This window comes from Leclercia sp. Colony189 (genome assembly GCF_009740165.1).
Classification (GTDB): domain Bacteria; phylum Pseudomonadota; class Gammaproteobacteria; order Enterobacterales; family Enterobacteriaceae; genus Enterobacter.
In genome coordinates this window covers 1,751,265-1,773,047 of sequence record NZ_CP046557.1, presented here as the reverse complement: position 1 = coordinate 1,773,047, position 21,783 = coordinate 1,751,265, and the positions used below count along the sequence as shown (strand labels likewise).

At 55.6% G+C, this 21,783-nt stretch carries 27 protein-coding genes; 15 read left to right on the top strand and 12 right to left on the bottom strand.

Features of this window, described 5'->3' with window-relative positions:
- Positions 1–9: 9 nt before the first annotated feature.
- On the top strand, positions 10–501 hold the full coding sequence (gene rutF, locus GNG29_RS08285) for an NADH-dependent FMN reductase RutF (protein WP_103823656.1): 492 nt from the start codon (positions 10–12) through the stop codon (positions 499–501).
- 20 nt (positions 502–521) lie between these two features.
- The gene (gene rutG, locus GNG29_RS08280) at positions 522–1,847 is read left to right on the top strand and encodes a pyrimidine utilization transport protein G (protein ID WP_156654255.1); all 1,326 of its coding nucleotides are present in this window, start codon (positions 522–524) and stop codon (positions 1,845–1,847) included.
- Here rutG and GNG29_RS08275 read toward each other — a convergent pair.
- On the bottom strand, positions 1,838–2,755 hold the full coding sequence (locus GNG29_RS08275) for a DMT family transporter (RefSeq protein WP_114315382.1): 918 nt from the start codon (positions 2,753–2,755) through the stop codon (positions 1,838–1,840). The two genes, rutG and GNG29_RS08275, sit on opposite strands and share 10 nt — an antisense overlap.
- Before the next feature lie 140 nt (positions 2,756–2,895).
- Positions 2,896–3,072 (bottom strand): general stress protein, encoded by a 177-nt coding sequence (locus GNG29_RS08270; protein ID WP_032617468.1) that lies wholly within the window; start codon positions 3,070–3,072, stop codon positions 2,896–2,898.
- A 394-nt stretch (positions 3,073–3,466) separates the two neighbouring features.
- On the opposite strand from GNG29_RS08270, the gene wrbA reads away from it, so the two are divergent.
- Both wrbA and GNG29_RS08260 read left to right on the top strand, forming a co-directional pair.
- Complete coding sequence (gene wrbA / locus GNG29_RS08265; protein ID WP_103179016.1) at positions 3,467–4,063, top strand: NAD(P)H:quinone oxidoreductase; 597 nt, start codon at positions 3,467–3,469, stop codon at positions 4,061–4,063.
- Positions 4,064–4,083: 20 nt separating this feature from the next.
- Positions 4,084–4,311 (top strand): YccJ family protein, encoded by a 228-nt coding sequence (locus tag GNG29_RS08260; protein WP_103179015.1) that lies wholly within the window; start codon positions 4,084–4,086, stop codon positions 4,309–4,311.
- Positions 4,312–4,455: 144 nt separating this feature from the next.
- Here the strand turns inward: GNG29_RS08260 and agp are convergent, their stop codons facing one another.
- Complete coding sequence (gene agp / locus GNG29_RS08255; RefSeq protein ID WP_156654254.1) at positions 4,456–5,697, bottom strand: bifunctional glucose-1-phosphatase/inositol phosphatase; 1,242 nt, start codon at positions 5,695–5,697, stop codon at positions 4,456–4,458.
- A 145-nt stretch (positions 5,698–5,842) separates the two neighbouring features.
- Between agp and GNG29_RS08250 the strand changes: the two genes are divergently transcribed.
- Positions 5,843–6,292 (top strand): helix-turn-helix domain-containing protein, encoded by a 450-nt coding sequence (locus GNG29_RS08250; protein ID WP_103179013.1) that lies wholly within the window; start codon positions 5,843–5,845, stop codon positions 6,290–6,292.
- A gap of 65 nt (positions 6,293–6,357) precedes the next feature.
- On the opposite strand, the gene GNG29_RS08245 is transcribed toward GNG29_RS08250, so the two are convergent.
- The 3 genes from GNG29_RS08245 to GNG29_RS08235 all read right to left on the bottom strand — a co-directional run bounded on the left by GNG29_RS08245 (position 6,358) and on the right by GNG29_RS08235 (position 8,562).
- Positions 6,358–6,834, bottom strand: coding sequence for a nuclear transport factor 2 family protein (locus tag GNG29_RS08245; protein ID WP_156654253.1), 477 nt, complete (start codon positions 6,832–6,834; stop codon positions 6,358–6,360).
- Positions 6,835–7,363: 529 nt separating this feature from the next.
- Entirely contained in the window at positions 7,364–7,930 is a 567-nt protein-coding gene (locus GNG29_RS08240; protein ID WP_103179011.1) for a TetR/AcrR family transcriptional regulator, read from the bottom strand.
- Between the two features lie 56 nt (positions 7,931–7,986).
- The gene (locus GNG29_RS08235) at positions 7,987–8,562 is read right to left on the bottom strand and encodes an ABATE domain-containing protein (RefSeq protein ID WP_156654252.1); all 576 of its coding nucleotides are present in this window, start codon (positions 8,560–8,562) and stop codon (positions 7,987–7,989) included.
- Positions 8,563–8,654: 92 nt separating this feature from the next.
- Here GNG29_RS08235 and GNG29_RS08230 point away from each other — a divergent pair, with 92 nt between their 5' ends.
- Together GNG29_RS08230 and GNG29_RS08225 are read left to right on the top strand one after the other, a co-directional pair.
- Positions 8,655–9,587, top strand: a complete 933-nt coding sequence (locus GNG29_RS08230) for an alpha/beta fold hydrolase (RefSeq protein WP_103179009.1) — start codon at positions 8,655–8,657, stop codon at positions 9,585–9,587.
- 25 nt (positions 9,588–9,612) lie between these two features.
- A complete protein-coding gene (locus tag GNG29_RS08225) occupies positions 9,613–10,005 on the top strand; it encodes a VOC family protein (RefSeq protein ID WP_103179008.1) in 393 nt (130 codons plus the stop codon).
- Positions 10,006–10,210: 205 nt separating this feature from the next.
- On the opposite strand, the gene GNG29_RS08220 is transcribed toward GNG29_RS08225, so the two are convergent.
- From GNG29_RS08220 to GNG29_RS08210, 3 genes are read right to left on the bottom strand one after another with little or no spacing between them, the layout of a single operon-like run.
- The gene (locus GNG29_RS08220) at positions 10,211–10,717 is read right to left on the bottom strand and encodes a DUF4865 family protein (RefSeq protein ID WP_156654251.1); all 507 of its coding nucleotides are present in this window, start codon (positions 10,715–10,717) and stop codon (positions 10,211–10,213) included.
- Positions 10,714–11,103, bottom strand: coding sequence for a tautomerase family protein (locus tag GNG29_RS08215; RefSeq protein ID WP_156654250.1), 390 nt, complete (start codon positions 11,101–11,103; stop codon positions 10,714–10,716). Before GNG29_RS08215 ends, GNG29_RS08220 begins: the two co-directional genes overlap by 4 nt.
- 4 nt (positions 11,104–11,107) lie before the next feature.
- Positions 11,108–11,410, bottom strand: a complete 303-nt coding sequence (locus tag GNG29_RS08210) for a carboxymuconolactone decarboxylase family protein (RefSeq protein WP_103179005.1) — start codon at positions 11,408–11,410, stop codon at positions 11,108–11,110.
- Positions 11,411–11,510: 100 nt separating this feature from the next.
- Here GNG29_RS08210 and GNG29_RS08205 point away from each other — a divergent pair, with 100 nt between their 5' ends.
- Both GNG29_RS08205 and leuA read left to right on the top strand, forming a co-directional pair.
- Complete coding sequence (locus GNG29_RS08205) at positions 11,511–12,392, top strand: LysR substrate-binding domain-containing protein (protein ID WP_156654249.1); 882 nt, start codon at positions 11,511–11,513, stop codon at positions 12,390–12,392.
- 94 nt (positions 12,393–12,486) lie between these two features.
- On the top strand, positions 12,487–14,163 hold the full coding sequence (gene leuA / locus GNG29_RS08200) for a 2-isopropylmalate synthase (RefSeq protein ID WP_103179003.1): 1,677 nt from the start codon (positions 12,487–12,489) through the stop codon (positions 14,161–14,163).
- On the opposite strand, the gene GNG29_RS08195 is transcribed toward leuA, so the two are convergent.
- From GNG29_RS08195 to GNG29_RS08185, 3 genes are all read right to left on the bottom strand, one after another.
- Entirely contained in the window at positions 14,115–14,909 is a 795-nt protein-coding gene (locus tag GNG29_RS08195) for a helix-turn-helix transcriptional regulator (RefSeq protein WP_103179002.1), read from the bottom strand. The genes leuA and GNG29_RS08195 overlap by 49 nt on opposite strands.
- A 3-nt stretch (positions 14,910–14,912) precedes the next feature.
- A complete protein-coding gene (locus GNG29_RS08190) occupies positions 14,913–15,476 on the bottom strand; it encodes a YcxB family protein (RefSeq protein WP_231736603.1) in 564 nt (187 codons plus the stop codon).
- A 104-nt stretch (positions 15,477–15,580) separates the two neighbouring features.
- Positions 15,581–15,937 (bottom strand): hypothetical protein, encoded by a 357-nt coding sequence (locus GNG29_RS08185; protein WP_103179001.1) that lies wholly within the window; start codon positions 15,935–15,937, stop codon positions 15,581–15,583.
- Between the two features lie 213 nt (positions 15,938–16,150).
- Here GNG29_RS08185 and GNG29_RS08180 point away from each other — a divergent pair, with 213 nt between their 5' ends.
- The 6 genes from GNG29_RS08180 (at position 16,151) to GNG29_RS08155 (ending at position 21,729) form a co-directional block, all read left to right on the top strand.
- Entirely contained in the window at positions 16,151–16,822 is a 672-nt protein-coding gene (locus GNG29_RS08180) for a transcriptional regulator (RefSeq protein ID WP_231736601.1), read from the top strand.
- A complete protein-coding gene (locus tag GNG29_RS08175) occupies positions 16,812–17,615 on the top strand; it encodes a PhzF family phenazine biosynthesis protein (protein ID WP_156654248.1) in 804 nt (267 codons plus the stop codon). The genes GNG29_RS08180 and GNG29_RS08175 overlap by 11 nt, the downstream gene beginning before the upstream one ends.
- Before the next feature lie 121 nt (positions 17,616–17,736).
- Positions 17,737–18,075 (top strand): multidrug efflux SMR transporter, encoded by a 339-nt coding sequence (locus GNG29_RS08170; protein WP_103178998.1) that lies wholly within the window; start codon positions 17,737–17,739, stop codon positions 18,073–18,075.
- Positions 18,076–18,089: 14 nt separating this feature from the next.
- Entirely contained in the window at positions 18,090–18,413 is a 324-nt protein-coding gene (locus GNG29_RS08165; RefSeq protein ID WP_156654247.1) for a multidrug efflux SMR transporter, read from the top strand.
- 12 nt (positions 18,414–18,425) lie between these two features.
- Positions 18,426–20,807, top strand: coding sequence for a choline trimethylamine-lyase (cutC, locus tag GNG29_RS08160; RefSeq protein ID WP_156654246.1), 2,382 nt, complete (start codon positions 18,426–18,428; stop codon positions 20,805–20,807).
- Complete coding sequence (locus tag GNG29_RS08155) at positions 20,770–21,729, top strand: glycyl-radical enzyme activating protein (protein ID WP_156654245.1); 960 nt, start codon at positions 20,770–20,772, stop codon at positions 21,727–21,729. Before cutC ends, GNG29_RS08155 begins: the two co-directional genes overlap by 38 nt.
- Positions 21,730–21,783: the final 54 nt, after the last annotated feature.

Sequence of the window (21,783 nt, the reverse complement as noted above, 5' to 3'; positions counted from 1 at the left end):
GGAGCCACCATGAATATCGATAAACAAACGTTTCGTGATGCCATGGCCTGTCTGGGCGCGGCGGTCAATATCATCACCACCGACGGCCCGGCCGGACAGGCGGGCTTCACCGCCAGCGCGGTGTGCAGCGTGACCGACTCGCCGCCAACGCTGCTGGTGTGCCTGAATCGTAGCGCCTCGGTGTGGCCGGTGTTTAACGACAACCGCACCCTGTGCGTCAACACCCTGAGCGCCGGGCAGGAGTCCCTCTCGAATCTGTTTGGCGGCAAAACCCCGATGGCCGACCGCTTTGCCGCAGCAGGCTGGCAGACGGGTGCCACCGGCTGTCCACGTCTCGACGAGGCGCTGGCCTCGTTCGACTGCCGCATTAGCCAGGTGGTGAGCGTCGGCACCCACGACATTCTGTTTTGCGAGATCGTTGCAATAACCCGCCACCCGGTGCCCCAGGGCCTGGTGTGGTTTGACCGCGGCTACCACGCGCTGATGCGACCCGCCTGTTAATCCTCCTTAAGGAGCAGCTGATGGCACTATTCGGTTTTCCTCACTGGCAGTTGAAATCGACCTCCTCTGATAGCGGCGTGGTCGCGCCGGATGAACGTCTCCCGCTGGCGCAAACCGCGGTGATGGGGGTGCAGCATGCGGTGGCGATGTTTGGCGCCACGGTGCTGATGCCCATTCTGATGGGGCTGGATCCTAACCTGTCCATTCTGATGTCGGGCATTGGCACCCTGCTCTTCTTTTTCATCACCGGCGGACGGGTGCCAAGCTATCTCGGCTCCAGCGCCGCCTTTGTCGGGGTGGTGATTGCCGCCACCGGCTTTTCCGGCCAGGGGGTAAACCCTCAGCTGAGCGTGGCGCTGGGCGGGATCATCGCCTGCGGGGCACTCTACACCGCGGTGGGTCTGGTGGTGATGAAGCTGGGCACCCGCTGGATCGAACGGCTGATGCCACCGGTGGTCACCGGAGCAGTGGTGATGGCGATTGGCCTCAACCTGGCACCCATCGCCGTCAAAGGGGTTTCCGGCTCCGCCTTTGACAGCTGGATGGCGGTAATGACGGTGCTCTGCATCGGCCTGGTGGCGGTATTTACCCGGGGGATGATCCAGCGGCTGCTGATCCTGGTGGGGCTGATCTTCGCCTGCCTGCTCTACGCCCTGCTGACCAGCGTGTTTGGTCTTGGCAAGCCGGTGGATTTTACCCAGGTCGCCCAGGCGGCGTGGTTTGGTCTTCCGCAGCTCACCTCGCCCACCTTTAACGGTCAGGCGATAATGCTGATTGCCCCGGTGGCGGTGATCCTGGTGGCGGAAAACCTCGGCCATTTGAAAGCGGTGGCCGGCATGACCGGACGCAATATGGACCCCTATATGGGGAGGGCATTTGTGGGAGACGGGCTGGCGACCATGCTGTCAGGTTCGGTGGGCGGCAGCGGCGTGACCACCTATGCCGAGAACATCGGCGTGATGGCGGTCACCAAGGTCTACTCAACGCTGGTGTTCGTGGCGGCAGCGGTGATTGCCGTGCTGCTCGGCTTTTCACCTAAATTCGGTGCCTTGATCCACACCATCCCGGGGCCGGTGATTGGCGGTGCGTCGATTGTGGTGTTTGGCCTGATTGCGGTGGCCGGGGCGCGGATCTGGGTGCAGAACCATGTTGATCTCAGCCAGAATGGCAACCTGATTATGGTCGCCGTAACGCTGGTGCTGGGCGCGGGGGATTTTGCCCTTTCGCTCGGCGGCTTCACCCTGGGCGGGATCGGCACGGCCACCTTTGGCGCGATTGCCCTTAACGCCCTGCTCAGCCGCCGGATGGCGGGGGTGACGCAGGGCACAGTGGCGACTCAGGATTGATCCAGCGTGGCGCTGTCGTCCGGCAGCGCCTTCTTTTTTCTTTTCAGCTTCAGCTCACTCACCAGCACGCCCGCGATGATAAAGGCGCCCCCCAGCAGGGCGAGCAGCGGCAGGCGCTCCCCGGCCAGACGGCCAAAGATCCCCGCCCACACCGGCTCCCCGGTATAAATTACCGTCGCCCGGGTGGGCGAGACGCTGCGCTGGGCCCAGTTCATGGTCACCTGAATAATGGCGCTGAAAATCCCCAGCCCAAGGGCCACCATCCACAGCCCTGCCGACATCGGCGGAACCGACTCCCCGGCCGGGATCATGGTCAGAAACGCCACCAGCGAGGCGGTCGCCAGCTGCACGACGGTGACGCGCTTGACGTCCACCTTTCCGGCCCAGGCGCTGATGAGGATGATCTCGGCGGCAATCGCCACCGCGCCCACCAGGGTGATCATCTCTCCAGGCCCGAGCGCCAGCAGGTTATCTTCCGGCCCTGCCAGCAGGATCAGCCCGATAAAAGCCAGCACTATGCCGATGCAGGACATCATTCCCGGCATGCGGCGCAGGCAGAGCCACTGCAACAGCGGCACCAGCGGGACATACATGGCGGTAATAAACGCCGATTTACTGCTGGGAATAGTTTGTAATCCCCAGGTTTGCAGGCTGTAGCCCATCGCGATCGCCACCCCGATCGCCAGCCCCGCTTTCAGTTCGGTCAGGGTCAGGCCGCGCAGGGTTTTAAGCGAAATGAGCGCCACCGCCAACGCAGCCGTGGCAAAACGCAGGCCGACAAAGAAGAAAGGGCCGCTCTGCGTGACGGCGTACTGTACGGCAAGAAAGGTCCCACCCCAGAACATGGTGATAAGGATCAGGATCGCTTCCTGCGGTTTGATCGAAAAGGCATAACGGGAGAGAGACATGGGGCACCAGCACAAAAAGTGAATCCGCTAGTGTGAAAGGAATTTGATAACACTTCAATAACAGGCATAAAAAAACCGCCGGGGATCCCGGCGGCGGGGGTGCCAGAGGTCAAAAGACCCCTACTTCAGACGGCTACAACTTAACTGCTCTTGTTGCCGCCATGGCTATTTTTGCCCCCTTTTTTGCCAGCTTCGGATGCGCGCTGAGGGTCATTTTTGAAATTACCCCCGCTCTGCTGGCCACCTTTACGTCCTGCTTCTGATGCTCTTTCACGGTCTTCTGCAAAATTACCTGACCCACCACGATGGTTTGCCATGTCGGACCTCCAGAGTTAAAAACATAAGATTTAATTCTGCATTCAGTGAAAGCGAATTCTTCCACCTGACGACGCTAAAAAAGAGTCTTTAACTGCGCCGCGTGAACTTAAGCTTAGTGGAGCAGGCGCATTCAGCCAGCGAATCGTAATATCCTGCAATACGATATCAGCCTTTTGTATGAAGCCTGCCGAAACGAAACCATAAGCCTTTCTTATCATTCCGAAAATTTGCTCTGCTGAAAATGTTTCATTTTACTACGAAGAAAGCCCGCCATCCTTTGTTGTTTAAAATCAAATAAATGGTGTCCAGATTTGCAGTCTCGCTGTCACGTCATATCTTTAAATAACGGCAGCATGCCGCTGACCGAAAAAATCATGCGAGGAGTGAAGCGAAATGACGAAAATTCTGGTGCTCTACTATTCCATGTACGGACACATCGAAACCATGGCTCATGCAGTTGCGGAAGGCGCCAGGAAAATCGAGGGGGTTGAGGTGGTGATCAAACGCGTACCGGAAACCATGCAGGCAGAAGCTTTTGCCAAAGCGGGCGGTAAAGCGCAGGAGGCGCCGGTAGCTTCGCCGCAGGAGCTGGGCGATTACGATGCAATCATCTTTGGTACCCCGACGCGCTTCGGCAATATGGCCGGCCAGATGCGTACCTTCCTCGACCAGACCGGGGGACTGTGGGCCAAAAATGCGTTACTCGGCAAAGTCGCCAGCGTGTTCAGCTCCACCGGCACCGGTGGCGGACAAGAGCAGACCATCACCTCAACCTGGACCACCCTTGCGCACCATGGGATGGTGATTGTGCCCATCGGCTACGGCACCCCGGAACTGTTTGATCTTTCCCAGCTCCGTGGCGGTACGCCCTATGGCGCAACAACGATTGCCGGGGGCGACGGTTCACGTCAGCCTTCGGAAGCAGAACTGAACATTGCCCGCTATCAGGGTGAATATGTCGCCGGCCTGGCTGCTAAACTGAAAGGTTAACTCTCAACAGGAGGATTACTATGCCAACTCAAGAAGCTAAAGCACATCGCGTCGGGGAATTTGCGCGTTTACGTAATACGTCACCGGAGATCGCTGAGGCGATTTTTGAAGTCGCAAAATATGACGAAAAACTGGCAGAGAAAATCTGGGAAGAAGGTAATGATGAAGTTCTGATGTTAGCCTTCCAAAAAACCGACAAAGACTCGCTGTTCTGGGGCGAGCAGACCATTGAGCGTAAAAACGTCTGATAATCGTGCGGACAAAAAACGCCTGATGGCGCTACGCTTATCAGGCCTACAAGATTCGGAACCAGAGTTGGATTTTGTAGGTCGGGTAAGCGAAGCGCCACCCGACATTTCAGCCCCTCTCCCCTTCAGGGGGAGGGGCTGAACTTACTGCGCCGCGGTATTCAATACCTTATTAAAGCTCTCCACCGGGCAGAATCCATTCGCATCCACCGGACAGCCGTTCAGCTCCAGGGTAACGCGCTGGGCTGGGGCTTCTAACGTCAGCACCTGGGCATTACGCAGCTGCTCGGTACTCTGATAGACATACTCAATTTTCATCAGATCGCGATTGCCGGTTTTGTCGTGCCAGCGCTGGAAGACGATCTTGCCGCCAATGGGTGTGCGCTCATACTGGCCGTGCAGCTGATAGGGTTTAAAATCCAGCGCCTTCAGCAGGGAGGCAATGTTAGAGTCATGCCCCACCAGCACGGTGATTTTCGGCGCTTTCGTCCGGTCGGTGACCAGCGCGTTATCGATGTATTTCACCAGCGGTTTCGCCACGTTACGCGCCACCTCTGCCGAGGTAAAAAGCGAATCCTGATAGCCATTTTTTAGCTGAGAGAGCACCCGCCACTGCTGGTCGGTTTTGATCTCGCCCCACGCCACCTGATCCAGCGGGAAGCCTTCGTAATACTGCAACGTGAAGGCGTCAACCAGCGAGTTACCCACCTTGAGCGGACCGGATACCCCAGGCTCTTTCTGGTACTCGGCGCTGTAGGTGTCTTTCGCGTCCGTCAGGGAGCAGACCTGTTTCTCTTTGCAGGACGGAGACTGTTTGTAGTCGGTCATCTGCTCCAGCAGTTTGTAGCTCTCGTCAAGCTGCATCCCCTGACGTTCTTTGTTCATCGCCTGTAGCGCTTTTTCGCGGAATTCCGGGGAGTTGTCGGTGATCACCGGATTAAAGGTCGGGTCCATGGTGCCCATCTTTTCCTGATGGTGCACCGGCACATCGCACCCCGGGAACGCGCCGGTAATGAAGAACTGCGCGGTCGCCACCGTGCGTTGCAGACTGTTGGCATAGGCATAGACGCTGTTCGCTGCCGGACACTCCCCGGCGGTCACCAGCCCCTGCTCTGCCAGCCATTCACGCATGTAGTGCCCCATGTAGACTTCCAGCACCCCACCTTTGGTGGTGAGCTGCCCGCCAGGCACATCCCACTCTGGCCATTTTTCCGGGGTCGACTGTTCCAGCACGCTGCCGTTATTGGCCAGCGGCGCACGCAGGTTATGACGGCTCATGATTAGAACCTGTTCCAGCTGATACCCTTCCGGCGCGGTTTGCGCCTGAACGCCGCCAGAGAGCCCGATGGTGCCCGCCACGGCGACAGCGATTAGTGCTTTTCTCATCCCTAATTCCTCACCTGTTTATTGTCGTTAACAGTGTGACAGATCTGTGACGAATTACCTGGAGCCTGCCCGCAAAGTGACAGCTTGCTTTGTGCGCCGGGGTAATTGGTTTTATAATTAAACTTACCGCTGATAAGGAGAGACCGTGAAACGTACCCGCCTCGAAGAGAGCCCCTGCCCTGTCGCCCGCTCGCTGGATATTATCGGCGACTGGTGGTCCCTGCTGATTGTGCGTGATGCCCTGAGCGGCATAACGCGTTTTGGTGAGTTTCAGAAAAGCCTCGGCATCGCCAAAAACATGCTGGCGACCCGGCTAAAGCTACTGGTGGACGAAGGCATACTGACGCTGCAACCCGCCTCCGACGGCAGCGCCTGGCAGGAGTATGTGCTGACCGCAAAAGGCCGCGAGCTGCAAACCGTGCTGCTGGCGCTCTCCCAGTGGGGAAATGAACACCTGTTTGCCGAGGGGGATACCGGTACGGTGCTGGTGGACGCGCGGGATCGCCAGCCGCTACGCAAGCTCACGATGGTGGCGAGCGATGGGCGGGAGCTGGAGCCAGGTGAGGTGGTGGCGAAGTATCCGCAGACGAAATAACGTGAGAGAAACAACACAAATGCCCGACAGGAGAGTCGTCGGGCATTGCGGAATCAATCGGGACGTTAAAGACCCAGTTTCGATAACCCCGGATGATCGTCAGGACGACGCCCCAGCGGCCAGTGGAATTTACGTTCGCTTTCCTTGATAGGCATATCGTTGATACAGGCGAAACGGCGCTGCATCAGGCCATCTTCGCCAAATTCCCAGTTCTCATTTCCATAAGAGCGGAACCAGTTACCGGAATCATCGCGCCATTCATAAGCGTAACGGACGGCAATGCGGTTGCCGCCAAATGCCCATAATTCTTTAATCAGGCGATACTCAAGTTCTTTTTTCCATTTGCGCTCAAGGAAGCCTTTGGCTTCTTCGCGATTATTCGCAAATTCTGCGCGATTACGCCATTTGGTATCCAGAGAATAGGCCAGCGCGACTTTTTCAGCGTCGCGGCTATTCCAGCCATCTTCAGCAAGCCTGACTTTTTCAATGGCTGATTCAAGCGTAAACGGAGGCAGTGGAGGGCGAATTTGTGCATCAGACATGGTTAAGACTCCTGTAAATTGGCAGAGAGGGTTAAAACGCCTTTTCGATATAGACATATAGACTAATTCCCCTGTTATTTAACGTCCTTTTCATTCATGGCAGTTTTGCAAAATGCCGTCGCGCCAATATCCATTTACCAGAGGGTTCTTGTTGTCCATGCATTCATGGTAGAACGATCGTTCTACCTCGTCAAGCGCGAGTCTGTAAAATGATTAAAAAAATAAAAAATGTCATTATCGATATAATTATTTTACCGTCCCCTTACAAGCAAGCCGACAAAATACTTTTATATACAATAGGATATGATTATAGCATCTTAATTTTATGGCCTTTGAGGTACGAAAATCGCACCCGGTCAGAATAGAAAAAAGGCGGCAGGGAATAGCGTCGGGAATTAATATCCGACAAGGGAGGAGATATTTTATGAAATTTTATATCCTGTTCATAAAAACAGAATATAAGTGTGAAAGGTATGAGGATGAATTATTTCTGTTTCAGTGTCTGTTTCCCTGTGAGTTCAGGTCTCTTTTACGAGACCTGTTTCAGTAATAACTGAGCAATATCTTTTGCATCATCGGCGGCGCTGTATTCGCCCATGACGCGTGATACGGTTATAGCGCCTTCAATCAATAACAGCAATTGCCTTGCCAGGGCTGAAGCGTGCTCAATATTCAGTTGCCCGGTTAGCTCAAGAGCGTAATCCAGTATTTTCTGTTTATGCAGCCTGGCAATCTGCCGGATGGGATCGGCACTGTCCCCCACTTCCCCGGCGGTATTGATGAATGCACACCCGCGGTATCCTTCCGACTCAAACCAGCCTTTAAGCACGGTGAACATATTCAGGATACGTTCCTGCGGCGTGTCCCCTTTGTCGCACTCGCTCCTGAACCACTCCATCCAGCGGACATCCCGCGCGTTCAGCGCGGCAGCCGCCACTTCGTCTTTGTTCGCGAAATAGCGATAGATGCTTTTCCGGGCCACACCTGAGGTCTTCACCAGAAGGTCCATACCGGTGGCATGGATGCCGTTCTGGTAAATGAGTTCTTCAGCGGACGCGAGGATTTTTTCTCGTGTGTCAGTCGTATTTTTGTTCATAGAGTAATGGTAGAACGATCGTTCTCCTCAGTCAATTCTCTTTTCGTCCAGAATCGCTACGAATTTTTCCTGTTCCGGAATGCCGCTACCTTCATGCGATTGCCGCACGTCGCCATACTGCACCAGCGGCGGCGATGGGATTTACTCAAATCATGAAACAGCAAAATACAGTTATGCGCTTCACATTGCCGCACGTATTCAAACTTATCGTCAGCGATGAGTTTCACCAACGCATCCGCAACAGGCCAGAGCAGGCCTGCGGGGCTGAGCACCTCCGGCCGAACAGTAATCCGGTATCGCTGCGTCTCTTTGTCCCACTGCAGAGTCGTCTCAGGACGCCCCGCCTGGAGTACGTGGTTAATCACCGTCAGGTCAGCCGCAACGGACTTCATCGCGGCATGCACGACTGCCCTGACGGCATCGCGCAGCTGCCGGGCTTCCGCCACGAGCCCATCAGGTGCCTTAGTACCTTTCGGCACAAGCCCCGCTATCACCAGCCAGTCGATGACGCGGGTATCGTCTTCAAAACAGTCGTGCCGTTCATCCCCTGTCCCGTATTCACTGTTAATAAAATCCAGCGCAAGGTTGTCAGCCAGGAAGAGGGGCTGAGAAGAAGGTGGTTTAAATTCCATACCGCTCCGTAACTCATAAAATCATTTTGACAGGTTACCAAATTTACATGTAACCTTCAAATAACCACTTTAAAGGTTACATGAGGCTTATCATGATCTCTTCCACTACGGATTTATCTGCTCCCGCTACGCCGGTGCATTACCGCTATAAACAGGCAGGTGATGTTAACGTTTTCTACCGTGAGGCCGGCGATCCGGCATCGCCTGTATTGTTGTTACTTCACGGCTTCGCAGGCTCATCATTTATGTTTCGGGATCTTTTTGCCCAGCTGGCGGATCGTTATCACTTAATCGCGCCAGATTTGCCGGCCTTCGGTTTTACCGAGGCGCCAGCGCGCGGTGAATACGCTTATACCTTTGACCAGCTCGCGGAAACCATTGACCGGTTTACCGAAGCACTTAATCTCAACCGCTATGCGCTGATGGTTCATGACTACGGTGCCCCTGTCGGATGGCGGCTGGCATTAGCCCATCCGGAGCGTGTGACAGCGCTTATTTCCCAGAATGGCAATGCCTACGAAGAGGGCCTGGGCGAGGCCTGGGAACCCATTCAGAGATACTGGCGCGAGCCCACGCCTGAAAACCGGCATGCGCTGCGTGAGTTTCCGACCCCGGCTTCAATCAAATGGCAATATCTGGAAGGTGTTGCCGATCAAAGCCTGGTTTCACCCGATGGTTATTCCCTTGAAGGAATGCAGGTATTACGGCCTGGTAATGCCGAGATTCAGCTTGACCTGTTACTGGATTACGCCTCAAACGTGAAGATGTATCCTCTGTTTCAGCACTATTTTCGTCAGCATCAGCCCCCGTTATTGGCCGTGTGGGGTAAACACGATCCCTTTTTCATGGCGGCGGGCGCTGAAGCCTGGAAACGCGATCTGCCAGACGCGGAAATCCGCTTCTACGACACGGGCCACTTTGCCCTTGAAACGCACGCCAGAGAGATAGGGTCTGATATTCGGGTCTTCCTTGACCGCCACATCCGCCAGACCTCTTCACCGATGGGTGATGTAAGCGTTGGCTAAAACACTTTCTCTGGAGAACACAACGATGGCTGTTACTGCTGGTGTGCAACATATCGGCTTAGCCGTATCTAAGCTTGAAGAAAGCGCTGCGTTTTTTACCAATATATTGGGCTGGGAGGAAGTGAAACGACGTGAAGATTATCCCGCTATCTTCGTAAGAGATGATGCGCTGACCATCACGCTATGGAAAACACAAACCGATGAGCCCATTACATTTAATCGTAAAACCAATGTCGGACTTCATCACTTAGCTTTACGGGTCGAAAATAAAGTGGATCTGTTCAGGCTTGTTGACCTGTTAAAGGCGAATCAGATTGAAATCGAATTTGAACCCACTTTAATCCGGGAGGGGCCATCAATGCATATGATGTGTTACGAACCGAGCGGCATCAGAATCGAATTCTATTATCCTGGATAGATGGGCATTGTTTGAATGCTTTTGAGGCCGCTCCATCCTGGGCAAATCCCATATGTAACCGGCATTTTGCCCTTCCAGCGTCCAGCGCCTTAGCATCTATTCTTTTATGTCCATCCGAAATAGCGAGCCTTGAAAGGAAAAAAACAGGTGCCCGGTTCGCCGGACACCTTGTATCAAGAGTTAAGCCTGATCAACGGTGGGGAACTTAACGTATGTCCTCACTCGCCACATACGCAACCCGGTAATTCTCCCTCCCCTCCTGCGGCGTCTCGCCAAAATTTACCTGCAACAGTTGCCAGCGGCTGACATCCCACCCGCAAAGCGGGGCATGCAGTTGCAGTGCCGACAGGTCGCTGTGCGCGGGGATCGTCTCGCGGGCAATCGATAGCCAGGCGGCACTTTTCACCTCTGCCACAGCCGGCAGGCGCAGCGCCAGCCAGGTGTCGATCTGCGGCCAGCCAAAATCCTCCGTCAACCTGCGAAAACCGGGGCTCTGTAAAAACTGCGTCATCCCGGCGGCACTCTCCCAGACGTAGAGCGGCGCATAGCGGTTTTCCACGCTAAAAGCGGCATCGCGTCTGGCAACAAGGAATGCCTTAAACAGCAGGCCGGGAAAGCCGTTCAGCTCCGCGCCATGCTCCGCAATACGCCGATCAATAATGGTCATATCGTAGTCGGCTGGCAGCGTGAAGCGATATTGCATAACGATCATAACCCCTCCTCAGACAGCATCCTTCCCCGACTAAAGCTCCACTCTTCGGCGGTATTGAACTGGATCATCACCATGACGTCATCCGGGTGAATAGCCAGCGTCCTGTGCAGCTCTTCACAGAGCCGGCGGCAGAGATTTTGCTTTTGCGCAGCGGTGCGGGGCTTGCCCGCCAGAATGTGAAACTGAATAAATTTGTCGCTGCGCCCGCCGCTTTTATAGTGGCGATCGAACAGGTGCCGCGTGGCCGGGATCTCCTCAAAAATCTGGAAGCGGTCCCCCGGCGGAACCGCGAATTCTGCCTCCAGGCTCTGCTGGAGGAGGTCGGAGATCTGCGCTATCTGCGCGTCGCTGTACCCCGGCCGCAGGGAGACACGTGTAAAGGGCATCGGGTTACTCCTCTTCCAGGCAGCCGAGGGCGGAGACCGCCGCAGGCCAGCCGGCGTAGAACGCCAGGTGGGTGAACACTTCGGTAATTTCCTCCCGGGTCAGGCCGTTTTGCTGGGCAAAGTCGATATGCCAGGGCAGTTGCTGTACACGCCCCAGCGCCGTCAGCGCGCCCAGGGTGATGAGGCTGCGATCCCGCGGGGAGAGCGCGTCGCGTTTCCAGATGTCATTGAACAGCACCTCCTTGCTCAGCTCGGCCAGTTTCGGCGCGACGCGGCTCAGGGTTTCAGAAGTAAGGGATGTGGCCATGATGTTCTCTCCGCATTGACAGTAAGGCGATTCTGGCCCCATAGTTTCATCCTGAAAATCAAATTATATTTGCACCACCATCCCGTATTTCAGGACATTTATGAACAAGCTCCCTCCGACGCTCGACCTCGATGCGCTGCGCAGTTTTGTCACCGGCATTGAGTGCGGCAGCTTTGCCCTGGCCGCCACCCATCTCTGCCGCTCCACCTCGGCGGTGAGCGCCCAGCTCAAAAAGCTGGAGCAGCAGTGCGGTGCAGAGCTGGTGATGAAAAAGGGCCGTGGCCTGACGCTGACCCGCAACGGAGAGATCGTCATGAGCTACGCCCGCCGCATGCTGGCGCTGAATGACGAGGTGCAGTTTGCGCTGAAAGGCGAGCTGCTGCAGGCGGAGATCTGCATCGGCATGCAGGAGGATTTTGGTGAGTCGCTGATGCCGGGCATTCTGGGCGAATTCAGACGCCACCATCCGGGAGTGCGGATCGTTGCCAGAGTGGATCGCAACCGGGCGCTGCTCAATGCCTTTGACGATCACGCCCTGGATATGGTGCTGCTGTGGCAGAACGAGAGCGAGCCACGCAAGGGACGGTCGATCGGCCAGAGCCAGATGGTGTGGATCCAGCCTCCTGAGATGGAGATCCGTTCCCTGCTTGCCCGGGGCGAGCCCCTGCCGCTGGTGATGTTCGACACCCCCTGCCTGATGCGCACCCACGCCATCGACTGCCTGAACCGGGCGGGCATCCCCTGGCGGGTGGTCTTTGTCAGCCACAGCCTGAGCGGGATCTGGGCGGCGGTGCAGGCCGGGCTCGGCGTGACGCTGCGGACCCGGATCGGGATGCCTGCCAGCCTGCGGGCGGCGGGAAGCGTGCTGCCCACGCCGGGCAGGCTGGGGATCACCCTCGAACAGCACGGCAGCGAGGCAGAACCACGGGCGCAGGCCCTGCTGGCGCAACTGATGGAGCAGGCTCTGCTCGGAGTGAAATAAATGGCGGATCCTCGCCACAGGTTGTCAGTTTTGCGCCAGTACCCTGCTCCGTTCTTCGCCAGGATAAAAACAGAACATCACCTGGAGAACCCCTATGTTGCGCAACCCTTCGCAAAAGTACGTGGCCTATGCCCCCATTTCGTTACCCGACCGTCAGTGGCCTGATAAGAGGCTGACCCACGCCCCGCGCTGGCTCTCAACCGACCTGCGCGACGGCAACCAGGCGCTGGCCGAACCGATGGATATCCCCCGCAAGCTGCGCTTCTGGGAGCAGTTGATCAAATGCGGCTTCAAGGAGATTGAGGTGGCGTTCCCCTCCGCCTCCGAAACGGACTTCCAGTTTGTCCGCCAGCTGATTGAGGAGCAGCGCATCCCGGATGATGTCACCATTCAGGTGCTTACCCAGGCCCGCAGCGATCTGATTGAGCGCACCTTCGCTTCCCTCGACGGGGCAAAACGCGCCACGGTGCATCTCTATAACGCCACTGCGCCGCTGTTCCGCCAGCTGGTCTTTCGCCAGAGCCAGGAGGAGATTGTCCAGCTGGCGGTCAGCGCCACGCGGCAGATACGTGCGCTGTGCGAGACCAACCCGCAGACGCGCTGGACCTATGAGTATTCGCCGGAAACCTTCTGCTTTACCGAACCGGAGTTTGCCCTGCACATCTGCGAGGCGGTGGCGGATGTCTGGGAACCCTCTGCCGAACGGCCCATGATCGTCAACCTGCCTGCCACGGTGGAGGTCAACACCCCCAACGTCTATGCCGATCAGATCGAGTATTTCTGTCGCCACTTCTCCCGTCGGAGCGAGGTCTGCATCAGCGTCCATCCCCATAACGATCGCGGCAGCGGCGTTGCCAGCGCCGAGCTCGCCCTGCTGGCGGGTGCCGACCGGGTGGAAGGTTGCCTGTTCGGTAACGGGGAGCGCACCGGGAACGTCTGTCTGGTGACCCTGGCGATGAATCTCTACAGCCAGGGGATTTCGCCGCAGCTCGATTTCAGCGATATGAAGCAGGTGGTGGAACTTGTGGAACAGTGCAACCAGCTGCCGGTGCATCCCCGCCATCCTTACGCCGGTAAGCTGGCCTTTACCGCCTTCTCTGGCTCGCATCAGGATGCCATTAAAAAAGGGTTTCACGCCCGGGAACAGTCCCTCTCCCCGCGCTGGGAGATGCCCTATCTCCCGGTGGACCCGGAAGATATCGGCTGTAGCTATGAGGCGGTGATCCGCGTTAACAGCCAGTCCGGCAAAAGCGGCGCGGCGTGGATGCTGGAGCAAAATCATGGCCTGGCGCTGCCCCGGGCCCTGCAACAGGACTTTAGCCGCCACGTTCAGGCGCACACCGATCGGGAAGGTACCGAGATGACGCTAAGTGCGTTGTGGCAGCTTTATCGCGAGCTGTATGGGCCGCATCAGCACGCCCCACGGCAGCTGCTGGATTACCGAACCGAAAGCCAGGCCGACGGCGGGCTGCTGCTGTGGGCCCGCGTCCAGACCGTCGACGGGATTGTGATCCTGGAGGGGAACGGCAACGGCCTGCTCTCTGCCGCCGCCAGCGCGATAAAAGCCAGTTTTCATCTGGCCTTCGCCATTGAGGATTATCACGAGCATACCCTCGGCAGGTGCAGCGAAAGCCGCTCGGCGGCCTATATCCGCTGCAGCTTTAAGCAGGGAGCCAGCCGCTGGGGAACGGGCATCGACAACGATGTTTCCCGGGCGTCGCTTCAGGCTTTGCTGAATGCGTTGCCGGAGAGCGCCTCGGGCGGGAAGTAGTCGCTCGGCGCCACGCCGAGCGTGCGGCGGAACATGGCGCTAAAGGCGCTGTGACTCTCATAACCGAGGTCCAGCGCCACCCGTAGCACCGATTGCCCCTGCGCGAGGCGGTTCAGCGCCTCCATCAGCCGCGCCCGGCGCAACCATTCGCTGAAGGCCAGCCCGGTCTGCTGGCGAAAGTGCCGCAGCAGGGTGCGTTCACTAATATTGAGCGTTTTTGCTGCCAGCGCCGTCGTCCATTTTGTTCCCGGCTCGGCCTGGATCTGGCGGCACAGGGCCAGCAGCGCGGGGGCCTGGGGTTCCGGCAGGTTAAACGGCAGCACGCCGATCCCCCTGATTTCATCGAGGATCAGCTCGTAAATGCGCTCCGCCCGGCTGCCCGCGGCGTAGCTTTCCGGCAGTTGCAGCGAGGCGACGATCAGCTCGCGCAGCAGGGTGGAGATTTGCACAACCTGGCAGACTGAGGGTAAATCCGCCCGGGCGAAGGGATCGATAAAGAGCGTCCGGGCCGCCACGTCACCGGTGATCAGCAGCCGGTGCTGCGTCCCGGCAGGCAGCCAGACGCCTCGCCCCGGCGGTACAATCCAGATCCCCTGCCCGGTCTCTACCCGCACCACTCCGCTGAGGGTATGCAGAAGCTGGGCGCAGCTATGGCTGTGCCAGGGCTCCGTTTCGCCATGGGTGTAATCATGGGCAAAAGGCACCAGCGGGCGGGTGGCAAAGCTGAACTGCTGTTGGGTTGTCATCGATTATCTATTTTGCGCTATCTGCGCGTTGATAAAGTCAAACACGTCCGCGGCTTCGTTTGCTGAGGCAAATACTCTCTCGGGTATCACCACACAATTATCACTCCGCATATGGATAAAAATAAAACCCCCTTTTCTGTAGCTTTCCTTCACTTTTTCCCAATAGATTTTAACGCTGGCGGTGTTAGTGATATTTTCAATAAAGAAGCGGTTGAGCTTCACTTTCTGTAAAGTCTCCTCGTCTTCCTGCTCAGCCTGCTGCTGCTTTTGCATGACCTTATTCATAACTACATCATAGAGTTTGAACAGCGCCAACCCGACGCCAAACAGCACGAGCAGCGCGATACTGAACATTTTTGCTCTGGCGAGAAAATCACCGTCGGGGGCAGTTTGCAGGCTTAACTGCAACAGGGTGATAAAATTAAATAAGGCCGCCACCGCTAAAACAGAGACCGCAGCCTTATGAATGAGAAAAAGAGAACCGTAAGGTTTGAGGTGTTCTTTTTTATGATCGTTGATGAGCTTGCCCGCTTTAGTACGTTCCAGTGCTGATAATGAATATTCCACAACGATCCTGTTTTTTCTTATCATGCCTCTCCCTCTCTCTTATTCGCGCCTGATTATTTATCCTAACATATTGCCCCATCATTATTAGCGTTTCCCTCAGCTTATTACCCTCTTACACAGGGTTGCATGATGTCATCCAGGGTACGGAGATCTGTTTTTGCCCCGGCTATGAGCGTGATATTGATCTCTTCTGACCCGCGCACATGGTACATATCTACCTGAGCGATCCGCTGCTGCGCTTTGCTGATATCAAAAAAGTTAGGGGTATCCGCCTCAGGATAAATCACCTCAACGCCATAGCCCTCTGCCGACAAGGCATCCCGCATACAGTGGTAGCGCCCCACCAGCCCCGGGTGAGAAGAGACCGAATAGACCTGATACACCGTCGCATCACCAAAGGGATGGATAACACTGCACGCCGTCAGGATACCCGCTAACGCTATCAGTCCAATGATTTTCATAATAGTTCCCACTTTTCAGAGGCTCCCGGGAAGGAAGCCCGCCATCAGTGGCGGTGAATTTACCCCTGCAAAAACCATAAATCAACTTTTTGTTGATAATTAAACATTATGACTATAATTTAAGACTGCCAGCCCATTCTCCCCTACAGAGGCGAAGGTTCGGGTGGCAAATGGTAAACTCGTGGCCCTGACAATGACCCAGACGAAGGAAAAATGATGAAGTCAGAATATGCAGAACAGATTGAGCTAATTTCCGGGCCACTGGAAGCCGCCATGGAGGCGCTGGCGGGTACGCTCTCCGCCAATCAGGAAGCCGTTTTACACAATCTCACCACGCCCGAATGCTCGATTGTCAAAATCATTAACGGGCATGTCAGCGGCAGACGTAAAGGCGACCACCTGTTATCTGGCCCCGAGAAAGATAAGGGATTTGCCCTGTTGCTCGGTAAAAACGAGGGACGTAAGTCCTTGACGGTTAAAGATTATAAAACCGTGACCGCCTCGGAGAAGATCCTCAACAGCGCCTCCACCATCTACTACAGCGATGACGGCCATCCGCTGATGGCTTTCTGCATTAATGTCGACACCTCGCCGTATGAACACATTCGCAAAAGTCTCGACATCATCATGGCCACCGCGCCTGCCGAAACGGATGCAGCCGATCTCAACCTGGGTGGCCTTGTTGAGCAATCAATTCAGGAAATTATTGAAAAACATACCGTTACCGGAAAGAAAATTCAGAAAACGCAACGCCTTAAAATCGTTGCGGAGATGCGCGATAAAGGCATTTTTAAAATGAGGGGGGGCGTGCAACATGCGGCCCAGGCGCTGGGTGTGACACGTTATACGGTTTATAACGATCTTGAGGTGATGAATGAAAAATAGTTATCCGCAACGCATTCCTTTTTACCAGGTGGATGCTTTCTCTCAGGGGCCGTTTACGGGTAATCCCGCAGCGGTTTGTCTGCTGGAAGCGTGGCCGGAGGATGCGCTGTTACAGCGTATAGCCAGCGAGAATAATCTCTCCGAAACGGCGTTTGTTGTTAAGCAGGGCCACGATTACGCCCTTCGCTGGTTTACCCCTGCCGTTGAAGTCGACCTTTGCGGTCATGCGACGCTTGCCGCAGCCAGTGTGCTTCTGCGCCATGAAGAGTCGGGCAAGACGGTTCGTTTTTCCACCCGCAGCGGTGAGCTGACCGTTACCTCGGATAATGGAAAATTCACGATGGATTTTCCCCTCGTCACCCCCCGCAGGATTGCGGCCCCGGACGGGCTTTTGTCAGCACTTGGCATCGTTGCCGGGGCGACTGAAATCTGGCAGGCCTCCGATCTGATCGTGGTCATGGATGACGAAGCGCAACTCGACGGCTTAACGCCAGATTTCACCGCCCTGGCGAAATTCAACACCCGCGGCGTGGTCGTGACGGCGCCTTCTCGTCAGTTTGATTTTCGCTCCCGCTGGTTTGGGCCCCAGGTGGGCGTCAATGAAGATCCCGTTACCGGCTCGGCGCATACCTTTCTGGCCCCGCTGTGGAGCGATAAGCTGGCGAAAAAAACGCTCCATGCACAACAGGGCGGCAGCCGTAAAGGAGAGTTGATCTGCCATATTAACGATACGGGCCGCGTGACGCTGACGGGCGAGGCCTGTCTGGTCCTTGAGGGGATATTTATTATTTAAACAGAGCTATTTAAAAGTATTCATTTAATTCACCGAGAATAGAATAAGCGGATTAAATTCTGCCCGGCATCCTGTTACCTGAACCAAACACTATTGGTGACTTATAACCAAGGATAATCCAATGACTTTAACCAGGTGCGTTACTGCGCTTATTGCTGCCGTATCCATTGAAATCGTCGCGACAACATTATTATCGCTTTCTGACAGTTTTAAAATTATCTCCGCTGGCGTACTGGCCATTATCTGTTATGGCGTTAGCTACTATTTTTTATCTCTCGCCCTGAGGCGGATTCATATAGGTGTGGCCTATGCTATCTGGTCTGCGGTCGGGATCATTAGTATTACCTTTATACAAACCCGTTACTTTGATTTCACCCTGACACAGGATTCGTGGATAGGTGTGTGCATGGTTATTATTGGCACATTAATTCTCAATCTTGCTATCAAACAAAAAAGATAACAGTGTGGTTTTAAATGGTTAATATATTATTTGGCTTTTTCTGGCTTTTTATTTCCGTCTCAATAGAAGTGATTGCCACCTTAATGCTGCCGCAAACCAATACATTCAAAAATACGCTGATAACGGTTCTCTGCCTGATCTGTTACGCGACAGCCTTTTTTGCCCTGTCGATGCTGATGGGCTGGATTTCACCGGTTGTCGCCTATGCGGCCTGGTCAGGAACCGGCATTGTGATGATTTCACTCCTGAGCAGCATCTTTTATCAACTGCGCAGCAGCGCCCTGGAAAAGGTGGGGATCGGCTGCATCGTCGCCGGACTCATCGTGATTGCGTTTTAAAGGATCGACAGTATGAATAGCAAACCCCTTCCATCGCGTGTGGAACGGCTGCGCGACGCCTTTTTACAGGCGAAGCCCTTTATTTCTGCCCATCGGGCTGTCAGCGTCACCCGGGTTTATCAGGCCAATCCGGGAATGGATAATATTCTGCTCAGGGCGTTAGCGTTTCGTCATGCCTGCGAGAACGCGCCTTTATATGTCGCCGAAAACGAGCTTATCGTCAGCCACCCTGCGGGCGGCGCGCGCGGGGGTGAAGTTTCGCCGGAAATAAGCTGGCGCTGGGTGGCCGACGAGCTGGATAACCTCCCTTTCCGGGCCCAGGATCCTTACCAGATTGACGACGAGACGAAACGTCTCCTGCGGGAAGAGGTATTTCCTTACTGGCAAGGCCGCTCTCTGGATGAGATGGCGGAGACGCAGCTAAAAACCGTCGGGCTGTGGGAGTGGTGTCATGACGATGCGATATGCGACGTCACGATTAAAACCCAAAACGGCGGCGGTGACGCTTGCCCGGGCTACGACAATATTCTGCTGACCAAAGGGATAAAGGGAATACGGGATGAGGCAGCCGCGCACCTGGCCGCCCTCGATCCCGCTACCTCCGACGGCATCGAGGCGTTTAATTTTTATACCGCCGTGCAGCACGCCTGTGACGGCGTGATGGCTTACACCCGGCGCTATGCGCGTTATCTGCGCCAGCTGGCCGGGGCCGAGACCCGCCCCCTTCGCCGGGAAGAACTGCTGCAGATTGCCACGATTTGCGAGCGTGTCCCTGAACATCCTCCGCAGCATTTTTACGATGCCCTGCAGGCTATCTGGTTCGTGCATTCGCTGTTTATGCTGGAAGAGAATCAGACCGGTATCTCCCTTGGCCGCGTCGATCAATATCTCTGGCCGTTGCTGGAGCGCGATCTCAGGGACGGGACCTTAACGCATGCCCAGGCTGAAGAGCTGCTTTGCTGCTGGCTGATTAAGATGGCGGAAACCCTGTGGATTTGCAGCGAATCGACGGCAATGTACTTCGCCGGGTATCAGCCCTTTATCAACCTCGTGGTCGGCGGACAGAAGCGTGAAGGCGGCGATGCCACCAATCCGCTCACGCTGCTCATTATGGACTGCTCCGCGCGATTAAAAATTTATCAACCGGGCCTGGCCGTGCGAATTCACAATCAGTCGCCGCAGTCCTTTATGCGCAAGGTGGTGGATGTGGTGCGCGGCGGAATGGGGTTTCCGGCGTGCCATTTCGATGATGCGCATATTCGCATGATGCTGCATAAAGGGTTCAGCTATGAAGATGCCCGGGACTACTGTCTGATGGGCTGCGTCGAGCCACAGAAAGCGGGGAAAATGTACCAGTGGACCTCGGTGGGTTATACCACCTTCACCGCAGCGATCGAGATGGCGCTGCATAACGGCCGCTCGCGCGCCGGGAAGCAGACAGGCCCCCGCACCGGCGAGGTGTCGCAGTTCCACTGCTATGAAGATGTCAAACGTGCGGTTATGGCCCAGTTATCCGCTATGGTCAGAAAGGCCGCGCAGGTCACGCTCATCGTACAAAAACTGCATGCGGATCATGCCAGAAAACCGCTGATGTCGAGCCTCATCGAGGGTTGTATGGCCACCGCGAAGGATGTCACCCAGGGCGGCGCGTTTCTGAATGCGGGGCCGGGTCTTATCTGGACGGGGCTTGCCGACTTCGTGAACTCTCTGATGGTCATCAGGAGGCTGGTATTTGAAACCTCCCGCTTCACGCTGCAACAGATTGTTGACGCGCTCGACCATAATTTTGTCGGTTATGAGGCGCTCCTTACTGCATGCCTGCGGGTGCCGAAATACGGTAACGACATTGCCGACGTGGATGAGATGGCCCGTGAAAGCGTTCACTTTCTGGAAAAGGAGCATCATCAGTATCGGATGCTGTATGCACCTTTTGCATTCGGCACGCTCTCCATCTCGAACAATACGCCGTTCGGGCTAATAACCGGCGCCCTTCCATTCGGTCGCCTTGCGGGCAAGCCGCTGGCGGATGGAATAAGCCCTGCCCAGCAGACGGATTATCTGGGCCCCACCGCGATCATCAACTCGGTCAGCCGAATCAATGTTGAAGAGATGGATATCGGCATGGTCCATAACATCAAGCTTATGTACGGCATGCTGGAAACGCCGGAAGGGCAAAACAGCCTTATCCATCTGCTGCGGACAGCCAGTATCCTGGGAAACGCGCAGTTGCAGTTCAGCTACCTGGATGATGAAACGCTGCTGAAGGCGCAGCAAAACCCGGCGGAGTACCGCAACCTGATGATCCGTGTCGCAGGATACAGCGCCTTTTTCGTTGAATTAAGTAAAGAGGTGCAGGATGAGATCATCAGCCGAACCACTCAACGTCGCTTCTGAGCCGGCATCCGGCTGGATAACACATATTCAGCGGTTTTCGCTGCATGACGGACCGGGTATTCGCAGCGTTGTGTTTCTTAAAGGCTGCCAGATGCGCTGCCGCTGGTGCGCCAACCCGGAAGGGCTCAACCCTGGCTGCGAGATCTTCTGGCATGCTGAGCGCTGCCTTCACTGTGGAAAATGTGCCCTGCACTGCCCGGCCGGCGTACATCGTTGGGTGGACGGTGTGCACACGCTTGATCGCTCGCGTCAGTGTCAGGGTTGCAGGCGATGCGAAGAGTGCTGCCCGGCTGGTGCACTTAATGTGACAGGGGAAAAACTGACCTCAGAGGCCGTTTTTAACCGCGTCATGGCGGATGAAACCTGGTTTCGTCAATCCGGGGGCGGCATCACCCTCAGCGGGGGTGAAGTGTGCACTCAGCCCGAGTTTGCCAGACAACTCATGCAAAAAATTAGCGCAGAGGATATTCACACGGCAATTGAAACCGCCGGGTACGCCCCTTGGCGCGCCGTAAAACAGATCGCATCGGTTTGCAATCTGATTCTCTTTGACCTGAAAAGCGCCGATGACGAGCAGCATAAACGCTATACCGGGGTGAGTAATACGATCATCCTGCGTAACCTTGAAAGATTATTGCAGGGAGATCGACAGATCGTTATCCGTATCCCCGTTATTCCAGACTTTAACGATAGCCCCGAACAGGCTGAAAAATTGTTCATGCTGATACATTCCCTGACCTGGCACCGTCCTGCGTTCAAATTTATCGAATTACTTCCCTACCATCGTTTTGGCACCGGGAAATATGCCTTACTTAATAAGGCCTACGAATGGAACGACTCTGCTGCACAAGTAGAAAACTTCTTACAACATACCCACAAATATAACCTACCGGTAAGGGTTTCAGGGGTAATGGTGGGCTAACGAAAAGAGGTAATCATGTTAAATAAACCAGAAAAGAGTTCTGAAAAAAATAGT